This window comes from Curtobacterium sp. 'Ferrero' (assembly GCF_002412165.1).
GTDB lineage: Bacteria > Actinomycetota > Actinomycetes > Actinomycetales > Microbacteriaceae > Curtobacterium.
On the sequence record NZ_NXIA01000028.1, the window covers coordinates 11,353 to 32,189 of the forward strand.

General features: G+C 71.5%; 16 protein-coding genes. All 16 read left to right on the forward strand.

Features of this window, described 5'->3' with window-relative positions; all coding sequences use genetic code 11:
• The 16 genes from Csp2054_RS16320 (at position 1) to dnaE (ending at position 20,748) form a co-directional block, all read left to right on the forward strand.
• The gene (locus Csp2054_RS16320; protein ID WP_096900590.1) at positions 1–1,638 is read left to right on the forward strand and encodes a Mur ligase family protein; all 1,638 of its coding nucleotides are present in this window, start codon (positions 1–3) and stop codon (positions 1,636–1,638) included.
• On the forward strand, positions 1,635–3,137 hold the full coding sequence (locus tag Csp2054_RS16325) for a UDP-N-acetylmuramoyl-tripeptide--D-alanyl-D-alanine ligase (protein ID WP_096900562.1): 1,503 nt from the start codon (positions 1,635–1,637) through the stop codon (positions 3,135–3,137). Before Csp2054_RS16320 ends, Csp2054_RS16325 begins: the two co-directional genes overlap by 4 nt.
• Positions 3,134–4,237, forward strand: a complete 1,104-nt coding sequence (mraY, locus tag Csp2054_RS16330; protein ID WP_096900564.1) for a phospho-N-acetylmuramoyl-pentapeptide-transferase — start codon at positions 3,134–3,136, stop codon at positions 4,235–4,237. Before Csp2054_RS16325 ends, mraY begins: the two co-directional genes overlap by 4 nt.
• Positions 4,227–5,771, forward strand: a complete 1,545-nt coding sequence (gene murD, locus Csp2054_RS16335) for a UDP-N-acetylmuramoyl-L-alanine--D-glutamate ligase (protein ID WP_255252787.1) — start codon at positions 4,227–4,229, stop codon at positions 5,769–5,771. The genes mraY and murD overlap by 11 nt, the downstream gene beginning before the upstream one ends.
• A 64-nt stretch (positions 5,772–5,835) precedes the next feature.
• Entirely contained in the window at positions 5,836–7,104 is a 1,269-nt protein-coding gene (gene ftsW, locus Csp2054_RS16340) for a putative lipid II flippase FtsW (RefSeq protein ID WP_255252788.1), read from the forward strand.
• A complete protein-coding gene (murG, locus tag Csp2054_RS16345; protein WP_141399306.1) occupies positions 7,101–8,345 on the forward strand; it encodes an undecaprenyldiphospho-muramoylpentapeptide beta-N-acetylglucosaminyltransferase in 1,245 nt (414 codons plus the stop codon). Before ftsW ends, murG begins: the two co-directional genes overlap by 4 nt.
• Positions 8,342–9,763: a UDP-N-acetylmuramate--L-alanine ligase gene (gene murC, locus Csp2054_RS16350; RefSeq protein WP_096900568.1), complete on the forward strand. Its 1,422-nt coding sequence runs from the start codon at positions 8,342–8,344 to the stop codon at positions 9,761–9,763. Before murG ends, murC begins: the two co-directional genes overlap by 4 nt.
• Positions 9,760–11,064, forward strand: coding sequence for an FtsQ-type POTRA domain-containing protein (locus tag Csp2054_RS16355; protein ID WP_096900570.1), 1,305 nt, complete (start codon positions 9,760–9,762; stop codon positions 11,062–11,064). The genes murC and Csp2054_RS16355 overlap by 4 nt, the downstream gene beginning before the upstream one ends.
• A 190-nt stretch (positions 11,065–11,254) precedes the next feature.
• A complete protein-coding gene (ftsZ, locus tag Csp2054_RS16360) occupies positions 11,255–12,415 on the forward strand; it encodes a cell division protein FtsZ (protein ID WP_096900572.1) in 1,161 nt (386 codons plus the stop codon).
• A 7-nt stretch (positions 12,416–12,422) separates the two neighbouring features.
• Positions 12,423–13,148 carry a YggS family pyridoxal phosphate-dependent enzyme gene (locus Csp2054_RS16365; protein ID WP_096900574.1) on the forward strand — a complete coding sequence of 242 codons (726 nt, stop codon included), beginning with the start codon at positions 12,423–12,425 and terminating at the stop codon, positions 13,146–13,148.
• A 43-nt stretch (positions 13,149–13,191) separates the two neighbouring features.
• Positions 13,192–13,755 (forward strand): cell division protein SepF, encoded by a 564-nt coding sequence (locus tag Csp2054_RS16370; protein ID WP_096900576.1) that lies wholly within the window; start codon positions 13,192–13,194, stop codon positions 13,753–13,755.
• Between the two features lie 100 nt (positions 13,756–13,855).
• Positions 13,856–14,155 (forward strand): YggT family protein, encoded by a 300-nt coding sequence (locus Csp2054_RS16375; RefSeq protein WP_096900578.1) that lies wholly within the window; start codon positions 13,856–13,858, stop codon positions 14,153–14,155.
• A gap of 192 nt (positions 14,156–14,347) precedes the next feature.
• Positions 14,348–15,043: a DivIVA domain-containing protein gene (locus tag Csp2054_RS16380; RefSeq protein ID WP_176491758.1), complete on the forward strand. Its 696-nt coding sequence runs from the start codon at positions 14,348–14,350 to the stop codon at positions 15,041–15,043.
• Between the two features lie 2 nt (positions 15,044–15,045).
• A complete protein-coding gene (lspA, locus tag Csp2054_RS16385; RefSeq protein WP_255252789.1) occupies positions 15,046–15,717 on the forward strand; it encodes a signal peptidase II in 672 nt (223 codons plus the stop codon).
• Positions 15,714–16,637, forward strand: a complete 924-nt coding sequence (locus tag Csp2054_RS16390) for an RluA family pseudouridine synthase (RefSeq protein ID WP_096900582.1) — start codon at positions 15,714–15,716, stop codon at positions 16,635–16,637. Before lspA ends, Csp2054_RS16390 begins: the two co-directional genes overlap by 4 nt.
• A 628-nt stretch (positions 16,638–17,265) precedes the next feature.
• The gene (dnaE, locus tag Csp2054_RS16395; RefSeq protein WP_411897164.1) at positions 17,266–20,748 is read left to right on the forward strand and encodes a DNA polymerase III subunit alpha; all 3,483 of its coding nucleotides are present in this window, start codon (positions 17,266–17,268) and stop codon (positions 20,746–20,748) included.
• Positions 20,749–20,837 lie beyond the last annotated feature (89 nt).

The window sequence follows — 20,837 nt, forward strand, 5'->3', positions numbered from 1 at the left end:
TTGTCCGCACGGATCCCCCCGGTCCTCCGACCCGAACACCCCACGCCCCGATCGGTCGCCGAACTGGCGAACGGCTTCGGGCTGCGCGTCGTCGGCTCGGTCGACGGCGTCGAGACCACGGGTGTCACCCTGAGCGCTGCCGAGGTGCAGCCCGGTGACCTGTTCGTCGGCGTGCACGGCGCGAACCGTCACGGCGCGCAGTTCGCCGCCGAGGCCGCCGAGCGCGGAGCCGTCGCGGTGCTGACCGACGCGGACGGCGTGGCACTGGCGGAGCCGTCCGGGCTCCCCGTGCTGGTCGTGGAGGACCCCCGAGCCGCGCTCGGCGACGTCTCCGCCTGGGTCTACCGGACCCACCCGGACGAGGCGACCGACCTCCCGCAGCTCTTCGCGACCACCGGGACGAACGGCAAGACGAGCACGTCGTACATCCTCGAGGGCATCCTGCGACAGCTCGGTCTCGTCGCGGGCCTGAGCTCCACCGCCGAGCGCCACATCGGCACCCTCAGCGTCACGAGCCGCCTGACCACGCCGGAGGCGAGCGAGATGCACGCGCTCCTCGCCCGCATGCGCGAGGCCGAGGTCCGCGCCGTGGCGGTCGAGGTCAGCGCGCAGGCCCTCAGCCGGCACCGCGTGGACGGCATCGTCTTCGACGTGGCCGGCTTCACGAACCTGTCGCACGACCACCTCGACGACTACGCCGACATGGAGGAGTACTACCAGGCCAAGCTGCCGCTCTTCCAGCCCGAGCACGCCCGTCGCGGCGTGGTGTCGCTCGACACCGACTGGGGCCAGCGCGTCGTGCAGGACTCGCGCATCCCGGTCACGACCATCACGGTGCACCCGGACGTCGAGGCCGAGTGGCACGTCGAGATCGTCGACGCGCAGGCGGCGTACACCGAGTTCCGCCTGACCGGTCCCGAGGGCCGGGAGCTCACCACCCGTGTCCCGCTCATCGGCTGGCACATGGCCGCGAACGCCGCACTGGCGATCGTCATGCTCGTCGAGGGCGGCTTCGAGCTCGGCGCGATCGCGCAGGCGCTCGAGACGAACCACCGTCGCTACCCCGACGAGGACGAGCGCGAGGAGCGCGGCGAACCGACGAGCGCCATCGAGTGCTACCTCCCCGGCCGCACGGAGCGCGTGTCCGGCGAGCGGGGCCCGAGCGTCTACGTCGACTTCGGGCACAGCCCCGACGCGTTCGAGAACACCCTGGCCGCCGTCCGGCAGTTCACCCCGGGCAAGGTCCTGATGCTGTTCGGCGCCGACGGCGACCGCGACACCACCAAGCGCGCCGACATGGCCCGCGTGGCGGCCGCGGGGAGCGACATCCTCGTCGTCACCGACCACCACCCGCGCTTCGAGGACGCCGCGAGCATCCGGAAGACCCTGGTCGACGCCGCCCGCGCGGCCTACCCCGACCACGAGATCCACGAGGTCAGCCCGCCCGAGGCGGCCATCCGCACGGCCGTGGGCCTGGTCGGCGAAGGGGACTCGATCCTCTGGGCCGGTCCCGGCCACCAGGACTACCGCGACATCCAGGGGGTCCGCACGCCGTACTCCGCCCGCGACGAGGCACGGCAGGCGCTCCGCGAGGCCGGCTGGGAGCCGAACGGCGGTCCGGCGGAGGAGTCCCGATGATCGCCATGACCCTCGCCGAGATCGCCGCCGCGGTCGACGGCGAGCTGATCACCGGTGCCCAGCACACGGACGTGGCCGACCAGGCCGACCTGGTCGTCGAGGGTTCGGTCGAGACCGACTCCCGCCTCGTCACCCCCGGCAGCGTCTTCTTCGCCCTGCCCGGCGAGGTCACCGACGGCCGACGCTTCGTCCCCGCGGCGACCGAGGCCGGCGCCGCGCTGGTCATCACGCCCGAGCGCGTCGAGACCACCGCGCCGCAGATCGTCGTCGCCGACGGCTACGCCGCCCTCGCCGCCCTCGCGCACGAGGTCGTCGCCCGCGTGCGTGCGTCGAGCGCGGACCGCGTCGACGCCGACGGGCGCCCGGCACCGCTGCGCGTCGTCGGCATCACCGGGTCGAACGGCAAGACGAGCACGAAGAACATGCTCGCCACGATCCTGTCGACGCAGGGCGAGACGATCGCGCCGAAGGGCTCGTTCAACAACCACGTCGGCGCACCGATCTCGATGCTGCGGATCACGCACGACACGCGGTTCCTCGTGGTCGAGATGGGCGCGAGCGGCAAGGGCCACATCGCGAAGCTCGTCTCGATCGCGGAGCCGGACGTCGGCGTCGTCCTCAAGGTGGGCCTCGCGCACGCCGGCGAGTTCGGCGGCATCGAGGCCACCCAGAAGGCCAAGTCCGAGATGGTCACCGACCTGCCGGAGACGGCCACGGCCCTCCTGAACGTCGACGACGACCGCGTCGCCGCGATGCGCGACCTGACGCGCGCCCGCGTCGTCGGCTTCGGCACGGCGGCGGATGCCGACTACCGCATCGCGGGGATCGAGACGGACCGGACCGGCACCCGCTTCGCGCTCACGCGCAGCGTCGGCGGAGCCGACCAGGACCAGCCGGGAGGCCCGGATCACCCGGCCGAGACCGCCGACGTCCGCCTCGCGATCATCGGGGAACACCACGCGATGAACGCCAGCGCAGCGCTGACCGTGGCGAACCTGTGGGGCGTGCCCCTCGCCACCGGCGCCGAGGCGCTCGCGTCGATGACGCGAGCCGAGCGCTGGCGCATGGAGATCCTCCCGGGCGGCCCGGAGGGCGTGACCGTCATCAACGACGCCTACAACGCGTCGCCGGACTCGACCGCAGCGGCGCTGCGGACCCTGGCGCAGATCGTGCGACCGGGGGAGCGTGCCGTCGCCGTGCTCGGCGAGATGAGCGAGCTCGGCGAGTTCGCGACCGAGGAGCACGACCGGCTCGGCCGGCTCGTGGTCCGGCTCGGCATCGAGCAGCTCGTGGTCGTCGGCCGCGGCGCGATGCCGATCCACCAGGCCGCCACCCTCGAGGGGTCGTGGGACGGCGAGTCCGTGTTCACCGAGGACGTCGACGAGGCCGTCCGCACCCTGCAGGCCATGCTCCGCCCCGGCGACGTGGTCCTGGTCAAGTCCTCGAACTCCGCCGGACTGCGCATCCTCGGAGACCGACTCGGAGGAGTCACCGAATGATCGCGCTCCTGGTCGCCGGCGCCGTGTCGCTGGTGTTCACGCTGCTGCTCACACCCCTGTTCATCAAGCTGTTCCACCGCCTCGGCTGGGGACAGTTCATCCGTGACGACGGACCGCAGTCGCACCACACCAAGCGCGGCACGGCGACGATGGGCGGCATCGTGCTGATCATCGGCTCGGTGCTCGGCTACTTCGTCGGGCACCTCGTGGGCCGGGACTCCGTGACGCTGTCCGGCCTGCTCGTGCTGTTCCTCATGGTCGGACTCGGGTTCGTCGGTTTCGTCGACGACTTCCTCAAGGTGCGGCGGCAGCGGAGCCTGGGCCTCGGCGGCTGGGCCAAGGTGCTCGGCCAGGTGATCGTCGGCGTGATCTTCGCGACCGTCGCGCTCGTCGTGCCGTCCGCGAACGGCGAGCCGCCGGCGTCGACGATGATCTCCGCGATCCGGGACATCCCGTGGCTCGACCTGATGGCGCTCGGGACGGTCGTCGGGACCATCCTGTTCCTCGCCTGGATCGTCCTGCTGACGGTGTCGACGTCGAACGGCGTCAACGTGGCGGACGGCCTCGACGGTCTGGCCACCGGGTCGAGCATCCTGGCGATCGGCTCGTACGTGATCATCGGCTTCTGGCAGTCGAACCAGCAGTGCGGCAGCCCGCGGCTCGACGAGACGACGGCGCACGCCTGCTACACGGTGGCGAACCCGCTCGACCTCGCGGTGGTCGCGGCGTCGGTCGTCGGCGGCCTGATCGGCTTCCTCTGGTACAACACCTCGCCGGCGCAGATCTTCCTCGGCGACACCGGCTCGCTCGGGCTCGGCGGCGCCCTCGCCGGCCTCGCGGTCCTCAGCCGCACCGAGCTCCTGCTCGTCCTGATCGGCGGCCTGTTCTTCATCGTCACCGGCTCGGTCATCCTGCAGCGGGCGTACTTCAAGATCACGCACGGCAAGCGCATCTTCCGGATGAGTCCGCTGCACCACCACTTCGAGCTGAAGGGGTGGGCCGAGGTGACGGTCGTCGTGCGGTTCTGGATCATCGCGGGCCTGTGCGTCGTCGGCGGGGTCGGCCTGTTCTACCTGGAGTGGATCACCCGTGTCGGCTGACGCCCCGCTGCCCACGCCCGCCCGCCTCGCCGGACTCGACAGCTGGTACGCCGAGGGCTGGAAGGGCCTCCGCGTCGCCGTGCTCGGCCTCGGGTCGACGGGCTTCTCGGTCGCGGACACGCTCGTCGAGCTCGGCAGCGACGTGGCGGTCTACGCGCCCGACGGTCCGGCCGACACGGTCGAGCTGCTCGACGTCATCGGCGCGCGGTTCGAGCGCACGCCGCTCGACGCCGTCCCCGCCGCGCTCGTCGAGCAGGCCCCGGACGTGGTCGTCGTCTCGCCGGGCCTGCCGCCGCACAACGCCTCCGTCCGGTGGGCGGTCGAGCACAGCACCGTGTGGGGCGACATCGAGCTCGCCTGGCGTGTGCGCGACAAGGTCGTCCGCGGTCCGGTCGCCGCCCCGTGGGTGACGATCACGGGCACCAACGGCAAGACGACCACGACCCAGCTCACGACCGCGATGTTCGAGGCAGCCGGGCTCCGTGCCGTGGCCTGCGGCAACATCGGCGTGCCGGTGCTCGACGTCGTCCGCGACCCGGAGGGCTTCGACGTCCTCGTGGTCGAGCTTTCGAGCCACCAGCTGCACTACGCCGCCACGGACGGCGACGGCGCGGTGGTGCCGCTCGCGAGCGCCTGCCTGAACATCGCCGACGACCACCTCGAGTGGCACGGCTCCGCCGAGGCCTACCGGGCCGCGAAGGCGAAGGTCTACGAGCGCACCGTGATGGCGTGCGTGTACAACACCACCGACGAGGTCACCCGCCGCATGGTCGAGGAGGCCGACGTGGTCGAGGGCTGCCGGGCGGTCGGGTTCACACCCGGCGTGCCCGCACCGGGCGACGTCGGGATCGTCGAGGACGTCCTCTGCGACCGCGCCTTCACCGAGGACCGCCGCTCCAGCGCGCTCGAGCTCGCGACCCTGGCCGACCTCGAGCAGGCCGGGCTCGCCAGTCCGCACATGACGATGAACGTCCTCGCCGCCGCGGCCCTCGCCCGTGCCGCGACCGTGCAGCCGGCGGCGATCCAGCAGGCGGTGCGGGGCTTCCGGGCCGACCACCACCGCACCGAGCACGTCGCGACCGCCGACGGCGTCACCTGGGTCGACGATTCGAAGGCGACGAACCCGCACGCGGCGACGGCCTCGCTGGCGTCGTTCGGGACGGTGGTGTGGATCGTGGGCGGTCAGTTCAAGGGCGTGGACGTCGACGGGCTCGTCGAGCGGTTCGGTCCGGACGTGCGGGCCGTCGTGGTGATCGGGACCGACCGGGCACCCGTGCTCGAGGCATTCGCGCGACACGCGCCCGCGGTCCCCGTGCTCCAGGTCGAGGCATCGGACACTGATCAGGTCATGCCCGAGGCGGTCCGGCATGCCGCATCGGTCGCGAGGCCGGGCGACACGGTCCTCCTCGCCCCGGCAGCCGCGTCGTTCGACCAGTTCGACTCCTACGCGGACCGGGGGCGTCGGTTCGCGGCGGCGGTCCACGAGCACCTGGGAGGAAACGGCGATGGCGGACCTTCCGGCGAACGGCACTAGCGGCGCATCGGCAGGCGGTGGCACCCGCGGCAGCGCGACCACAGCGAGCTCGGCTTCCCGGGGAGTGAGTGCGTCGGCGCGACGCCGTCCGGCCGCTGCCGTCGTCGCCGTCAAGAACGTCTTCGTGGCCGAGTCCGCCACGTTCTACGCGATCCTCGGCGTGACGCTCTTCCTCGTCGTCTTCGGCGTCGTGATGGTGCTCTCGTCGTCGAGCGTGGAGCAGTACGCCGCCACGCACGACTTCTTCGGCGCCGCGTCCCGTCAGGGGCTCTACGCGGTGCTCGGCGTGCCGATCATGCTCATCGCCAGCCGGGTGCCGTCGCGCCTGTGGCGGAAGTGGGCGATGGCGATCCTCGGAGCGGCACTCGTGCTGCAGCTGCTCGTGTACACGCCGCTCGGCATCGAGGTGCAGGGCAACCGGAACTGGATCGGCATCGGCTCGTTCAGCGCCCAGCCGTCCGAGGCGGTCAAGCTCGGGCTCGCGTTGGCCGTCGGCGCGATCATGTACGTCAAGCGGGACAAGCTCGACGACTGGAAGGAGCTGTTCGTCCCGATCGGGATCGCGATCGTGCTCCCGCTCGGGCTCGTGCTCCTCGGCGGTGACCAGGGCACCGCGATGATCATGCTCATCCTGGTGCTCGGCGCGCTCTACATCGGCGGGGCCCGTGCCAAGCACCTGCTCGTCATCGTGGCCGCGGTCGCCGTGGTGCTGCCGTTCGTGACGATGACGTCGGCCTCGCGGTCGTACCGCATCAACGCCTGGCTCTCCGGCTGCACGGACTCGAACCAGTACCAGGACCTGTGCTGGCAGCCCGTGCACGGCATGTGGGCGCTGGCGTCCGGCGGCGTCTTCGGCGTCGGGCTCGGCAACTCCAAGGCGAAGTGGTCGTGGCTGCCCGAGGCGGACAACGACTACATCTTCGCCATCATCGGCGAAGAGCTCGGCCTGATCGGCGCCGTCGTCGTCCTCGCGCTGTTCATCGTCCTCGCGATCAGCATGATCAAGGTCATCCGGCAGTCGCGTGACCCGTTCGTGAAGACCGTCACGGGCGGCATCCTCGCGTGGATCATCGGCCAGGCGCTCGTCAACATCGCCGTCGTGCTCGGGCTGCTGCCGGTGCTCGGCGTGCCGCTCCCGCTCATCTCCGCGGGCGGCTCGGCGCTCATCATGACCCTGTTCGGCATCGGTGTGGTGCTGTCCTTCGCCCGGGAGCTGCCGGGCAAGCGGAGCGCCGACGCCGGGATCGACGCCCGGACGACCCTGCACACCAGCGCCGGTGCCGGCGCCGGCACCACCCCGCGCGGTCCGCGCACGAACGGAGCCCAGCGGTGAGCCGCTTCCTCTTCGCCGGCGGCGGGACCGCCGGCCACGTCAACCCCCTGCTCGCCGTCGCCGACCGGCTGACCGAGCGCGACCCCGACGCCGAGGTGCTCGTGCTCGGGACGGCCGAGGGACTCGAGGCCCGGCTCGTGCCGATGCGCGGGTACGAGCTGCTGACGATCCCGCGCCTGCCGTTCCCACGGAAGCCGAACGCGGCGGCCCTGCGCTTCCCCGGGGCGTTCCTCGGTGCCGTGCGCCAGGTCGAGCAGATCATCCGGGAGCGCGGGATCGACGTCGTGCTCGGCGTCGGCGGGTACGCGGCGGCACCGGCCTACATCGCGGCGCGCCGCACCGGCACCCCGATCGTCGTGCACGAGCAGAACGCCAAGCCCGGGCTGGCGAACCGACTCGCGGCGTTCCTCACCGACCACGTGGGCGTGACGTTCTCGAACACCCGGCTGCGGCACGGGCGGGTCGTCGGCATGCCGCTCCGCCGCGAGGTCGAGTCGCTCGACCGTCGCGCGCGTCGCGTCGAGGGGCTCGCCGAGTTCGGGCTCGACGCCGACCGCCCCGTGCTGCTCGTGACGGGCGGTTCCTCGGGGGCGCGGAGCATCAACCGGACGGTCAACCGGAGCGCGGCGGCGATCGTCGGCGCCGGGTGGCAGGTGCTGCACGTCGTCGGGGGCAAGTCGGACATCGGACCGAGCGACCTCGACGGGTACCGCGTGCTGCCGTACTGCGACCGGATGGACCTGGCGTACGCCGCCAGCGACTTCGTGGTGTCCCGCGCCGGAGCGGGCATGGTGTGCGAGCTGACCGCGGTCGGGCTGCCGAGCGTGCTCGTGCCGTACCCGGTCGGCAACGGCGAGCAGCGGCACAACGCGAAGGACGTCGTCGACGCCGGGGGAGCGGTCCTCGTCGCGGACGAGGAATTCGACCAGGACTGGGTGACGTTCCAGCTCCTGACGCTGTTGCAGGACCGGGCGCGCATCGCGAGCATGGCGGTCCGTGCCGGCAGCGTCGGACACCGCGACGGCGCCGACCGCATGACCGACCTCGTCCTCGACGCGGCACGGGGCGCGGGAACCGCGAACGGCGCCGCAGCACGTGACACGACCGGCGACGCAGCACGCGACTCGGACGGCGCAGCAGCCGGCACCGCGAACGGCGCAGCAGGACGCGACACGACCGGCGACGCAGCACCCGACGCCGACGGCCGGCCGACCACCGGCAGCACCACGGAGGAACCATGACCATCAAGCCGGACCTGACCCAGCCGATCCCGGACGACCTCGGCGCCGTCCACTTCGTCGGCATCGGCGGCTCGGGCATGAGCGGCATCGCCCGGATGTTCCTCGCCGCAGGCCACCGCGTCAGTGGCAGCGACTCGCGCGAGACCGCGACGACCCAGACGATGCGCGAGCTCGGCGCGGACGTGCACATCGGGCACGACGCGGCGAACGTCGGCGATGCCGACACGATCGTCGTCACGAGCGCGCTGTGGCCGGACAACCCGGAGCTCCTCGAGGCCCAGCGCCGCGGCATCCCCGTGCTGCACCGGTCGCAGGCCCTCGCCGCCCTGATCGCGGGGCAGCGTCTCGTCGCGGTGGCGGGCGCGCACGGCAAGACGACGTCGACGGGCATGATCGTCACCGCCCTCGTCGAACTCGGCCTCGACCCGAGCTTCGTCAACGGCGGGGTCATCCAGTCGCTGGGCACGAGCTCGGCCCCGGGCTCGAGCGACCTGTTCGTGGTCGAGGCCGACGAGTCCGACGGCTCGTTCCTGCTCTACGACGTCGCGGTCGCCCTCGTCACGAACGTCGACGCCGACCACCTCGACCACTACGGCAGCGTCGAGGCCTTCACCGAGGCGTTCGTCGACTTCGCCGCGAAGGCCTCCGAGCGCCTGGTCATCTCGAGCGACGACGCCGAGGCGAAGCGGGTCACCGCGGGAGTCCGTGCCCGACCCGACGCCCCGGAGATCGTCACGTTCGGCGAGGCGGCCGACGCCGACATCCGCATCGAGCGGATCACCGAGGCCGCGGGCGTCGAGGTCGACTTCCGCGCCGACGGGCAGCAGCACCACCTGACGCTCCGCGTGCCGGGCCGCCACAACGCCGTGAACGCGGTCGGGGCCTTCGCGGTGCTGACCGGTCTCGGCGTCGCTCCGGAGGACGCCGTGCGCGGCATCGAGGCCTTCGGCGGCACCCAGCGGCGCTTCGAGCTGCACGGCGTCGAGCGCGGGGTCTCGGTGTACGACGACTACGCCCACCACCCGACCGAGGTCGCGGCGGCGCTCCGAGCAGCCCGGAACGTCGTCGGCGACGGTCGGATCATCGCGATCCACCAGCCGCACCTGTACTCGCGCACACGCCTGATGGCCGGCGACTTCGCGAAGGTCTACGAGGAGCTCGCGGACCACACGGTCGTGCTCGACGTCTACGGCGCCCGCGAGGACCCCGAGCCCGGCGTCACCGGCGCGCTCGTGCAGGAGCGCTTCGTCGACCAGTCCCGCGTCGACTTCCTGCCCGACTGGGACGCCGCGTCGGCCCGGGCAGCGGCGGTCGCACACGAGGGCGACATCATCATGACCCTGAGCTGCGGCGACGTGTACCGGATCATCCCGCAGGTGCTCCACGCGCTCGAGGACGACGGGACGCCCTCCCGGTGAAGCGTCCCGAGGGGTTCGACGACCGTCCGGAGCCGCAGGCCCCGGCGGACGAGGGCGCGTCCGTGCCCCGGCAGCGTCGTGCCCCGCGTCCGTCCCGTCGGCCGGTCCTGCGTCGGACGAGCGAGACCGGGCCGGTGGACGACGTCCGGGAGGCACGGCCCACCCCCGCCACGGAACCCGCGGACGACGACACCACGGCCGGGCCGCGGGGCGGCGCTGCGCGGTCGTCGTTCGACCGCGCCGGTGCCGTCGCCGGCGCGGCCGGCCGCCGCTTCGGCGCCGGCCTGTCCACGGTCGCCGAACAGCTCCGCCGGTACAGCCCCGACGAAGACCACACCGCCGACGACCGCTCCGACGGGAACCGCGCCGACGCCGACGGATCGCGCCCCCGGACGGACACCGCGCCCCCGAACGACGGGGCGCGACGTTCGACAGGGGGCGCGGACGAGCACGGCGCACACGGCGACGCGCACGGCCACCCGCACGCGGGCGCGCCGATCGGCGCCGGGGTCCGCGCCGCCGAGACCGCCCGCGAGGCCCGGATCGCCAAGCGTCGGCGCCGCCTGCTCGAACGGGCCGAGATCCGCCGCTTCACCCGCCGCAGCCGACACCGCCGTGCGGCCTGGACCACGGCGGCGGCGATCGTCCTCGTGCTCGGGGTGTCGATCCTCGTCGCGGTGTTCTCGCCCCTGATGGCACTCCGCACGATCGAGATCAAGGGCACCGACCGCGTCGACGCCTCGGAGCTCCGCCAGGCCCTGTCCGACCAGCTCGGTACGCCGCTCGCCCGCCTCGACTTCGACGAGGTCAAGCGTGACATCGCGAAGTTCCCGCTCATCGAGAGCTACGTCACCGAGGAAGCGCCGCCGCACACGCTCGTGGTCACCGTCACCGAGCGCACCCCGGTGGTCGCCGTGCGGTCGGGGAAGTCCTTCGACCTGGTCGACCCCGCCGGCATCGTCGTGCAGTCCTCGCGCACGAAGCCCTCGACCATGCCGGTCGCGGACATCGGCCGCGCGAAGCTCGGCTCGTCGGTGTTCCGCACGATGACCGAGGTGGTGCTCGCCCTGCCGTCGACCGTGCGGGCGCAGACCACGGGCGTCGAGGCGTCGACGGCCGACGACGTCACGCTGACCCTGCAGGACGGCTCCACCGTCGTGTGGGGGAGCCCGGACGACTCGGACGCCAAGGCCGCGCTCCTCGCCGCACTCGTCAAGGACCACGCGGCCCGCGACCCGAAGACCGTCGTCGAGTACGACGTTTCGGCACCGGACAACGGGATCATCCGCGCGAAGAAGTAGCCCACCGCCCGTGCGCGATGCGGGGGAGCCTCCTGCTGGACGCGATCTCGCGCGCAATCGCACGACACGCGGCGTGGCGGCTGTGCACCGTCCGGAGGGCACCCGTAGCGTCGTCGCAAGCACCACACCTAGCAGCAAAGACCCCAACTTTCAAGTAGAGGTTGAGGGTTCAACCGGAGGCCGGACTGACGTGACCACGAACCACAACTACCTCGCCGTCATCAAGGTCGTCGGTGTCGGCGGCGGCGGCGTCAACGCCGTCAACCGCATGATCGAGCTCGGGCTCCGCGGCGTGGAGTTCATCGCGATCAACACCGACGCGCAGGCACTGCTGCTCAGCGACGCCGACGTCAAGCTCGACGTCGGTCGGGAGATCACGCGCGGCCTCGGCGCCGGCGCGGACCCCGAGGTCGGCCGTCGTGCCGCCGAGGACCACGCGGAGGAGATCGAGGAGGCGCTCGCGGGCGCCGACATGGTCTTCGTAACCGCGGGTGAGGGCGGCGGGACCGGCACGGGTGGTGCCCCCGTGGTGGCCCGCATCGCGAAGTCGATCGGTGCGCTCACCATCGGTGTCGTCACGAAGCCGTTCAGCTTCGAGGGCAAGCGCCGCCAGTCCCAGGCCGAGAACGGCGTCGCCTCGCTCAAGGACGAGGTCGACACGCTCATCGTCGTCCCGAACGACCGCCTCCTCGAGATCTCCGACCGCGGCATCTCGATGGTCGAGGCCTTCGCGACCGCCGACCAGGTGCTCCTCGCCGGTGTCCAGGGCATCACCGACCTCATCACCACCCCGGGCCTGATCAACCTCGACTTCGCCGACGTCAAGTCGGTCATGCAGGGTGCCGGCTCGGCGCTCATGGGCATCGGCTCCTCGCGCGGTGCCGACCGGGCGATCAAGGCGGCCGAGCTCGCCGTCGCCAGCCCGCTGCTCGAGGCCTCGATCGACGGCGCGCACGGCGTGCTGCTCTCGATCCAGGGCGGTTCGAACCTCGGCATCTTCGAGATCAACGACGCGGCCCGCCTGGTGCAGGAGGCCGTCCACCCCGAGGCGAACATCATCTTCGGTGCGGTCATCGACGACACCCTCGGGGACGAGGTCCGCGTGACCGTCATCGCCGCGGGCTTCGACGGCGGCGAGCCGACCGCGCAGCAGAAGGAGCGCCGCTCGAGCTGGGTCGACCCGGAGGCCGGCGCCACCGCTCCGGTCGCCTCGGCCGGCGCCGTCGACGAGGGCGTGCCGTCGACCTCCTCGTGGGCGTCCTCGGAGCACCAGGCCCCGGCGCAGCGCGCCGCCGACCCGGCGTTCGACGATGACGACGACGAGCTCGACGTCCCCGACTTCCTGAAGTAAGCCGACCATGGCAGGTGAGTCGCGCCTCCCGTCCGCCCCGTCCCACGACGACGGACTGGAGGCGCGACTCGCGTCCGTCAGGGCGGGCATCGCGGACGCGGCGCAGGTCGCGGGGCGCAGCCCCGACGAGCTGACGCTCGTCGTCGTGACGAAGTTCCACCCCGCGTCCCTCGTCCGTGATCTCAGCGCGCTGGGCGTCACCGACGTGGGGGAGAACCGCCACCAGGAGGCGCAGGCGAAAGCCGCCGAGCTGGCCGACCTCCCGCTCACCTGGCACTTCGTCGGGCAGCTGCAGTCGAAGAAGGCGCGCCAGGTCCGCCGCTACGCACACGTCGTGCAGTCGCTCGACCGGGACTCGGTGGTGGACGCGTTCGCCCCGACCGACGCCGAGCCGGAGCCGCCGGTGATCGACGGCTTCGTGCAGGTCAACCTCACGGACGACCCGGACCGCGGCGGTGTCCGACCCGACGCCGTCGAGGCCATGGTCGAGCGGGTGCTCGGCACCGGGACCATCCGTCTCCGCGGGGTCATGGCGGTCGCGCCGCTCGACGAGGAACCCCGGTCGGCGTTCGCCCGGCTCCGCGGGATCTCCGAGCGCGTGGTGTCGCTCGAGCCCGGCGCCACGGACATCAGCGCGGGGATGAGCGGCGACTACGCGGAGGCGATCGCCGAGGGCGCGACACACCTGCGGATCGGGACCGCAATCACCGGGAAACGCCCGGACGCACCGTAGCCTCGACAGCAGGGCAACCACGAGCACGAACCCGGGAGGAACCATGGCTGGTCCGCTGAAGAAGACGATGGTCTACCTCGGCCTCGCCGACGAGGAACTCGAGTACGAGGACGAGCAGCAGCCGGCCCCGGCGCGCTCCCAGGCGGCTCCGGCCGCACCCGCTCCGGCCACCGCCCAGGCTCCGGCCGCTGCAGCCCCCGCGGCAGCGCCCGCACCGACCCCCGCTCCCGAGCCCAAGGCGCACACCCCGAAGGGCGGCGCCCAGGTGACCCCGCTCCGCCGCTCGCACACGACCGCACAGAAGGCGACCCCGGTCCAGGAAATGAACGAGATCCTCACCGTCCACCCCCGCGAGTACAAGGACGCCCAGTCCATCGCCGAGAGCTTCCGTGACGGGATCCCCGTGATCATCAACCTCACGCAGATGACCGAGGGCGACGCACGGCGCATGATCGACTTCGCCTCGGGCCTGTCCCTCGGGCTGTACGGCAAGATCGAGCGCGTCACGAACAAGGTCTTCCTGCTCTCTCCCGCCCACGTCGCAGTGAGCGGTGAGGCGCCTGAGGTAGAGTCCGACATCGAGGCGAACTTCTTCGCCCAGTCCTGAGCCGCTCGGCACGCTGAGCCGGCCGGCCCACCCGCCCACGGGTGCCCGCACCTGACCACCCCGGTCCGGACGGCGCCCTCCCGAGACGAGCGAGCCCACCGTGACCGCCATCCTCCTGGTCCTGTACTACGCACTCCTGCTGTACATCATCGTGCTCTGGGGGCGGTTCGTGCTCGACCTGGTGCAGACCTTCAACCGCCAGTGGCGGCCGAGGGGCGCCCTGCTCGTCGTCGCCGACGTGGCCTACACGGTCACGGACCCGCCGATCCGGTTCGTCCGACGCCTCCTCCCGCCCATGCGGATGGGGCCCGTGGCGCTCGACTTCGGCTGGACGATCGTCCTGCTCGTGGCGATCATCCTCCGGTTCATCGTCGGCCTGCTCATCACGGCCTCGTACTGATCGACGGGCCGACCGGTAGGCCGCGACACGCGCCACGCCCGCCGGAACGAGGGAACACCATCCTCGTCGGTGTACGGTGGTCGGGATCGATGCCCGCTCCGGCGAGGCATCCGCACCGCTCCGCGTGACTGGTAGATTCGGTCGCACTGGTAGTGGTTCCACACGTTCAGCAGTTCTATTGAGGTGACGGCAATGGCTTTGACGCCGGAAGACGTAGTCAACAAGCGGTTCCAGCCGACGAAGTTCCGCGAGGGCTACGACCAGGACGAGGTCGACGACTTCCTCGACGAGGTCGTGGTCGAGCTCCGCCGCCTGACCGCGGAGAACGAGGAGCTGCGCCAGCGCCTGCAGGCCGCCGAGTCGGCGCCGAAGCCGGCCGCGGCGGAGCAGCCCGCCGAGCAGCAGCCGGAGCCGACCCCGGAGCCCGAGCCGGCCCCCGTCGCCGCCGCTCCGGAGCCCGCGCCGGTCGCCGCCGCCGCTGCCGCAGCGTCCACCGTCTCCCCGGACGAGGACACCGAGGGCACCACGAACCTGCTCACCCTCGCCCGTCGTCTCCACGAGGAGCACGTGCGCGAAGGCATCGAGAAGCGCGACGCCCTCATCGCCGAGGGCACCGCGCAGGCCGCCCGCCTCGTCTCCGAGGCCGAGGCCAAGCAGCGCCAGATCATCGCCGACACCGAGAACACCAACCGTCAGCGTGTCGCGGTGCTCGAGCAGGAGCAGCGCCAGCTCGAGGGCAAGATCGACGAGCTCCGCACGTTCGAGCGCGACTACCGTGCGCAGCTCAAGAGCTACATCCAGGGCCAGCTCAGCGAGCTCGAGTCCTCGGGCAGCTCCGAGCAGCAGTCCGGGTTCGCCCCGGCGTCTGCCTCGGGCGTCGGCAACTGACGTTGTCACGACCAGCACCACGAGCGAAGGTCAGTGTCCGCGCGATCGCGGCACTGGCCTTCGCCGCTGTCGTCGTCGTGGCGCTCGACCAGTCGGTCAAGGCGCTCGTCGTCGCCAACCTGCCGTACGGACAGGTCGTCCCGGTGCTCGGGGGCGCGCTGCAGTTCCTCTACGTGCGGAACCCCGGCGCCGCGTTCTCGTTCGCGGTGAACATGACCTGGGTGTTCTCGATCGTCTCCGCGGCCGTCGTCGTCGCGATCATCGTCTTCGCCCGGCGCATCCGGTCGATGTGGTGGGCGATCGTGCTCGGCATGCTGCTCGGTGGCGCGCTCGGCAACCTGCTCGACCGGCTCTTCCGTGAGCCCGGGTTCGGCCGCGGGCACGTGGTGGACTTCATCTCGACGCCGTGGATGATGCCCGCGATCTACAACATCGCGGACTCCTTCATCTGCGTCAGCATGGCGATCTTCGTCCTGCTCGTCGTCTTCGGGGTGAACCTCGACGGCACCCGGACGGTCAGCGACAAGCGGCGTCGCGGGTCCGATGCAGCGGACGTGACCGGGGTGGCGGGCGCGACCGGTGTGGCGGAGGCGAGCACTGCCTCCCGGCCCGTGGTCGAGGACGCGCGCGCGCCGCGCGACGGCCGGGACTCCCTCGGGCACGACGCGACGTGAGCGAGAGTCGTTCCCTGCCGGTGCCCGACGGGCTCGCGGGCGAGCGTGTCGACGCCGCCATCGCGAAGCTGCTCGGGTTCAGCCGGTCCTTCGCGGCCGACGTCGTGGCGGCCGGCGGGGTGACCGTCGACGGCGTGACCGTCGACAAGTCCGACCGGCTGCACGCCGACTCGTGGCTGCAGGTCGAGTGGACGCCGAAGGAGGCGCCGCGCATCGTCCCGGTCGAGGTGCCCGGCATGACGATCGTGCACGACGACGACGACATCGTGGTCGTGGACAAGCCGATCGGGGTCGCCGCACACCCGTCACCGGGGTGGGACGGTCCGACCGTGCCGGGTGGGCTCGCCGCGGCGGGGTTCACCATCGCGACGTCGGGTGCTGCCGAGCGCGCGGGGATCGTGCATCGGCTCGACGTCGGCACGTCGGGGCTGATGGTCGTCGCGAAGACCGAGCTCGCGTACACGCACCTCAAGCGCGCGTTCAAGGAGCGCACGGTCGACAAGGTCTACCACGCGCTCGCGCAGGGCCACCCCGACCCGACCTCGGGCACGATCGACGCTCCCATCGGGCGGCACCCGTCGAGCGACTGGAAGTTCGCGGTCACGGCCGACGGCAAGCCGAGCGTCACCCACTACGAGACCCTCGAGGCGTTCCGGTCCGCGACCTTGCTCGAGGTGCACCTGGAGACCGGCCGCACGCACCAGATCCGGGTGCACATGGCGGCGACGCGGCACCCGCTCGTCGGCGACACGATGTACGGGGCGGACCCAGTGCTCGCGAACGAGCTCGGGCTGACCCGGCAGTGGCTCGACGCGGTGCGGCTCGGGTTCGAGCACCCGCGGACGGGCTCGTGGGTCGAGTTCGAGGCGTCGTACCCGGACGACCTGCAGCAGGCGCTCGACCGCATCCGCGCCGCGTAGCCCGCCTCGCGCCCTCACCCCGCCCCGCGCCCCGAAGTTCCGGAATTCCGGCATCGCGCGGGTCGTGGGACCGGTCAGTGGAACCTCGGTGACCGACCCGCGGCGAGTCCTGGAACCTCGGTCCGCGCGTGTCCGGGCGGGTCCCGTCCGGCGTGGGCTCGCGGCGCGTGTGCGGGTTGGTCGCAGAAGGTGTCGCCGGCGGCGGGCGCGGGCGACCTCTGGTGCGACCGCGCTGGCCCGCGCGCGGCACGTCGTGCGACCAATCGGGCCGGGGGCGGCACCCGCCAGCCGGGAGGCGCGTGGCGGGGCCGACCCGCGCCTCCAGTCCGGCGCGGGCTCGCGTCGGCCCGCTGGTCGCAGAAGGTGTCGCCCGAGGCGGGCGCGGGCGACCTCTGGTGCGACCGCGCCGGCCCGCGCGCGGCATGTCGCGCGACCAACCGGCCCGGCGGCGGCCCGAGCGCCCACAGCACGGCCGCGGAGAGCCACGCGGAGGAACCCCGCTCGCCACGCCCGGGAATGTGGGTGGCGCCGGTTAGGCTTGTCGCACCCTGCCGCAGACCAGCGAACCGGAGGTTCCGTGTCGGATTCCGACTCCTTCGTCCACCTGCACGTGCACAGCGAGTACTCGATGCTCGACGGTGCCGCCAGGCTCGGCGACCTCGTGGCCGAGACGGCCGCGCAGGGCATGCCGGCGGTGGCCGTCACCGACCACGGCAACATGTTCGGCGCGTTCGAGTTCTGGAAGGCCGCCAAGGCCGGCGGCGTGAAGCCGATCATCGGGACCGAGGCGTACATCACGCCCCGCACGCACCGCACCGACAAGACCCGTGTGCGCTGGGGCGACGGCGGCGGTGACGACGTCTCCGGCTCGGGTGCGTACACGCACATGACGATGTTCGCCGAGAACACGACGGGCATGCACAACCTCTTCCGGCTGTCGAGCCGCGCGTCGATCGAGGGCTACTACTTCAAGCCCCGCATGGACATCGAGCTCCTCGAGCAGTACCACGAGGGCATCATCGCGACGACGGGCTGCCCCTCGGGCGAGATCCAGACGCGCCTGCGCCTCGGCCAGTACGACGAGGCGGTCAAGGCCGCGGCGGACTACCGCGACATCTTCGGCAAGGAGAACTACTTCGCCGAGATCATGGACCACGGGCTCGAGATCGAGCGGCGGATCATGAGCGACCTGATCCGCCTGGCGAAGGACCTCGGGATCCCGCTCGTCGGCACGAACGACCTGCACTACACGCACGCCCACGACGCCAAGTCGCACGCGGCCCTGCTGTGCGTGCAGTCGGGCGCCACCCTGAACGACCCGAACCGCTTCAAGTTCGACGCCGACGAGTTCTACCTCAAGACCCCGCAGCAGATGCGCCACCTGTTCCGGGACACCCCGGAGGCCTGCGACAACACCCTCCTCATCGCCGAGCGGTGCGACGTCGAGTTCGACACCGCGGCGAACTACATGCCGAAGTTCCCGGTGCCCGAGGGCGAGACCGAGCACTCCTGGTTCGAGAAGGAGGTGGCGGCCGGGCTGCAGTACCGGTACCCGGGCGGCATCCCGGCCGAGGTGCAGGAGCGCGCCGACTACGAGGTCGGGATCATCAACCAGATGGGCTTCCCGGGCTACTTCCTCGTGGTCGCCGACTTCATCAACTGGTCGAAGAACAACGGCATCCGCGTCGGGCCGGGCCGTGGTTCCGGTGCGGGCTCGATGGTGGCGTACGCGATGCGCATCACCGACCTCGACCCGATCCGGCACGGCCTGATCTTCGAGCGGTTCCTCAACCCGGACCGCGTCTCGATGCCCGACTTCGACGTCGACTTCGACGACCGGCGCCGCGGTGAGGCGATCAAGTACGTCACCGAGAAGTACGGCTCCGAACGCGTCGCCCAGATCGTCACGTACGGCACCATCAAGGCGAAGCAGGCGCTCAAGGACTCCTCGCGCGTCCTCGGCTTCCCGTTCGGCATGGGCGAGAAGCTCACGAAGGCGATGCCGCCGCCCGTCATGGGCAAGGACATCCCGCTCACCGGGATCTTCGACAAGGACCACCCCCGCTACAAGGAAGCGGTCGACGTCCGGACCGTCGTCGAGACCGACCCGGAGGCGAAGACCGTCTTCGACACCGCGCTCGGGCTCGAGGGGCTGAAGCGCCAGTGGGGCGTGCACGCGGCCGGCGTCATCATGTCGAGCGATCCGCTGATCGACATCATCCCGATCATGAAGCGGGAGCAGGACGGCCAGATCGTCACGCAGTTCGACTACCCGGCAGCGGAGTCGCTCGGCCTGATCAAGATGGACTTCCTGGGGCTCCGGAACCTCACGATCATCAGTGACGCCCTCGACAACATCAAGACGAACCGCGGGATCGAGCTCGACCTCGAGACCATGGGCCTCGAGGACCCGGAGGCGTACGCGCTCCTGCAGCGCGGCGACACCCTCGGGGTGTTCCAGCTCGACGGCGGCCCGATGCGCGGTCTGCTCCGGCTGATGAAGCCGGACAACTTCGAGGACATCTCCGCCCTCATCGCCCTGTACCGTCCGGGGCCGATGGGTGCGAACTCCCACACGAACTACGCCCTCCGCAAGAACGGCGAACAGGCGATCACGCCGATCCACCCGGAGCTCGCCGAGCCCCTGGCCGACATCCTGGACCAGACCTACGGTCTGATCATCTACCAGGAGCAGGTCATGGCGATCGCGCAGAAGGTCGCGGGCTTCTCGCTCGGACAAGCGGACATCCTCCGCCGCGCGATGGGCAAGAAGAAGAAGTCCGAGCTCGACAAGCAGTACGCCGGCTTCGAGCAGGGCATGAAGGACAACGGGTACTCCGACGCGGCGATCAAGACGCTGTGGGACATCCTGCTGCCGTTCTCCGACTACGCGTTCAACAAAGCGCACTCGGCGGCGTACGGCGTCGTGTCGTTCTGGACCGCGTACCTCAAGGCGCACTACCCGGCCGAGTACATGGCCGCCCTGCTCACGAGCGTCGGTGACGCCCGCGACAAGCTCGCGCTGTACCTCAACGAGTGCCGGCGGATGGGCATCAAGGTCATGCCGCCGGACGTCAACGAGTCGATCGGCTTCTTCGCCGCCGTCGGCGACGACATCCGCTTCGGCATGGGCGCGATCCGCAACGTCGGGTTCAACGTCGTCGACGACATCGTCAAGGCGCGGACCGAGAAGGGGCCGTTCGAGTCGTTCCACGACTTCCTGCGGAAGATCCCGATCTCGTCCGCGAACAAGCGCACGGTGGAGTCGCTCATCAAGGCCGGTGCCTTCGACGAGTTCGGCGACACCCGCCGTGCCCTCGTGGAGATCCACGAGGGAGCCGTCGAGGGTGCGGTGAAGGTCAAGCGGGACGAGGCGCACGGCAACGTCGGGTTCGACTTCGACTCGCTGTTCGCCGAGGTCGCCGAGGAGCAGCCGTCCGCGGCCCCGGTGTCGCAGGTGCCGGACCGGCCGGAGTGGTCCAAGCGCGACAAGCTCGCGTTCGAGCGCGACATGCTCGGCCTCTACGTGTCCGACCACCCGCTGGCCGGGTTGGAGATCGAGCTCGCGAAGCACCAGTCGATCACCATCGCCGACCTCATCGCCGCCGACGACTCGGTCGAGGGCGAGACGGTCACGGTCGCGGGCCTGCTGACGAGCGTGCAGCACCGCGTGGCGAAGTCGTCCGGCAACCCGTACGGCATCGTCCAGATCGAGGACTTCGGCGGCGAGATCGGCGTCATGTTCCTCGGCAAGACCTACCAGGAGTTCGGGCCGTCCCTCGTGGCGGACTCGATCGTGGTCCTGCGCGGCAGGGTCAACGTCCGCGACGACGGCAAGGCCCTGCACGCCGTGAGCATGTTCCAGCCGAACGTCGGGGACGCGATGGGGTCCGGCCCGCTCACGCTGTCCCTGCCGGAGCGACAGGCGACGACCGAGATCGTGACCGAGCTGGCGGCCGTGCTCGGAAGGCACAGCGGCGAGACCGAGGTGCGGCTCAAGCTCCTGAAGGACGACGTCGCGCGCACGTTCGAGCTGCCGTTCCCGGTCAACCTCACGCCCGACCTGTTCGGCGAGCTGAAGAGCCTGCTCGGGCCCCGCTGCCTGGTCTGACGACGGCCCGCGGGGTCCGGGCGTGGGCCCGGCCGGGAGGCACGGTGCGCGCCCGCCCCGCGGCCCCCGTCCGCCGCCGCGTGGCCGGC

Bases quoted from the DNA above. Each gene is read 5' to 3' on its own strand.
- Csp2054_RS16380 (WP_176491758.1), top strand. From the start codon at position 14,348: ATGGCTTTGACGCCGGAAGACGTAGTCAACAAGCGGTTCCAGCCGACG.
- Csp2054_RS16370 (WP_096900576.1), top strand. From the start codon at position 13,192: ATGGCTGGTCCGCTGAAGAAGACGATGGTCTACCTCGGCCTCGCCGAC.
- dnaE (WP_411897164.1), top strand. From the start codon at position 17,266: ATGCTCGACGGTGCCGCCAGGCTCGGCGACCTCGTGGCCGAGACGGCC.
- Csp2054_RS16365 (WP_096900574.1), top strand. From the start codon at position 12,423: ATGGCAGGTGAGTCGCGCCTCCCGTCCGCCCCGTCCCACGACGACGGA.
- murC (WP_096900568.1), top strand. From the start codon at position 8,342: ATGACCATCAAGCCGGACCTGACCCAGCCGATCCCGGACGACCTCGGC.
- Csp2054_RS16325 (WP_096900562.1), top strand. From the start codon at position 1,635: ATGATCGCCATGACCCTCGCCGAGATCGCCGCCGCGGTCGACGGCGAG.
- mraY (WP_096900564.1), top strand. From the start codon at position 3,134: ATGATCGCGCTCCTGGTCGCCGGCGCCGTGTCGCTGGTGTTCACGCTG.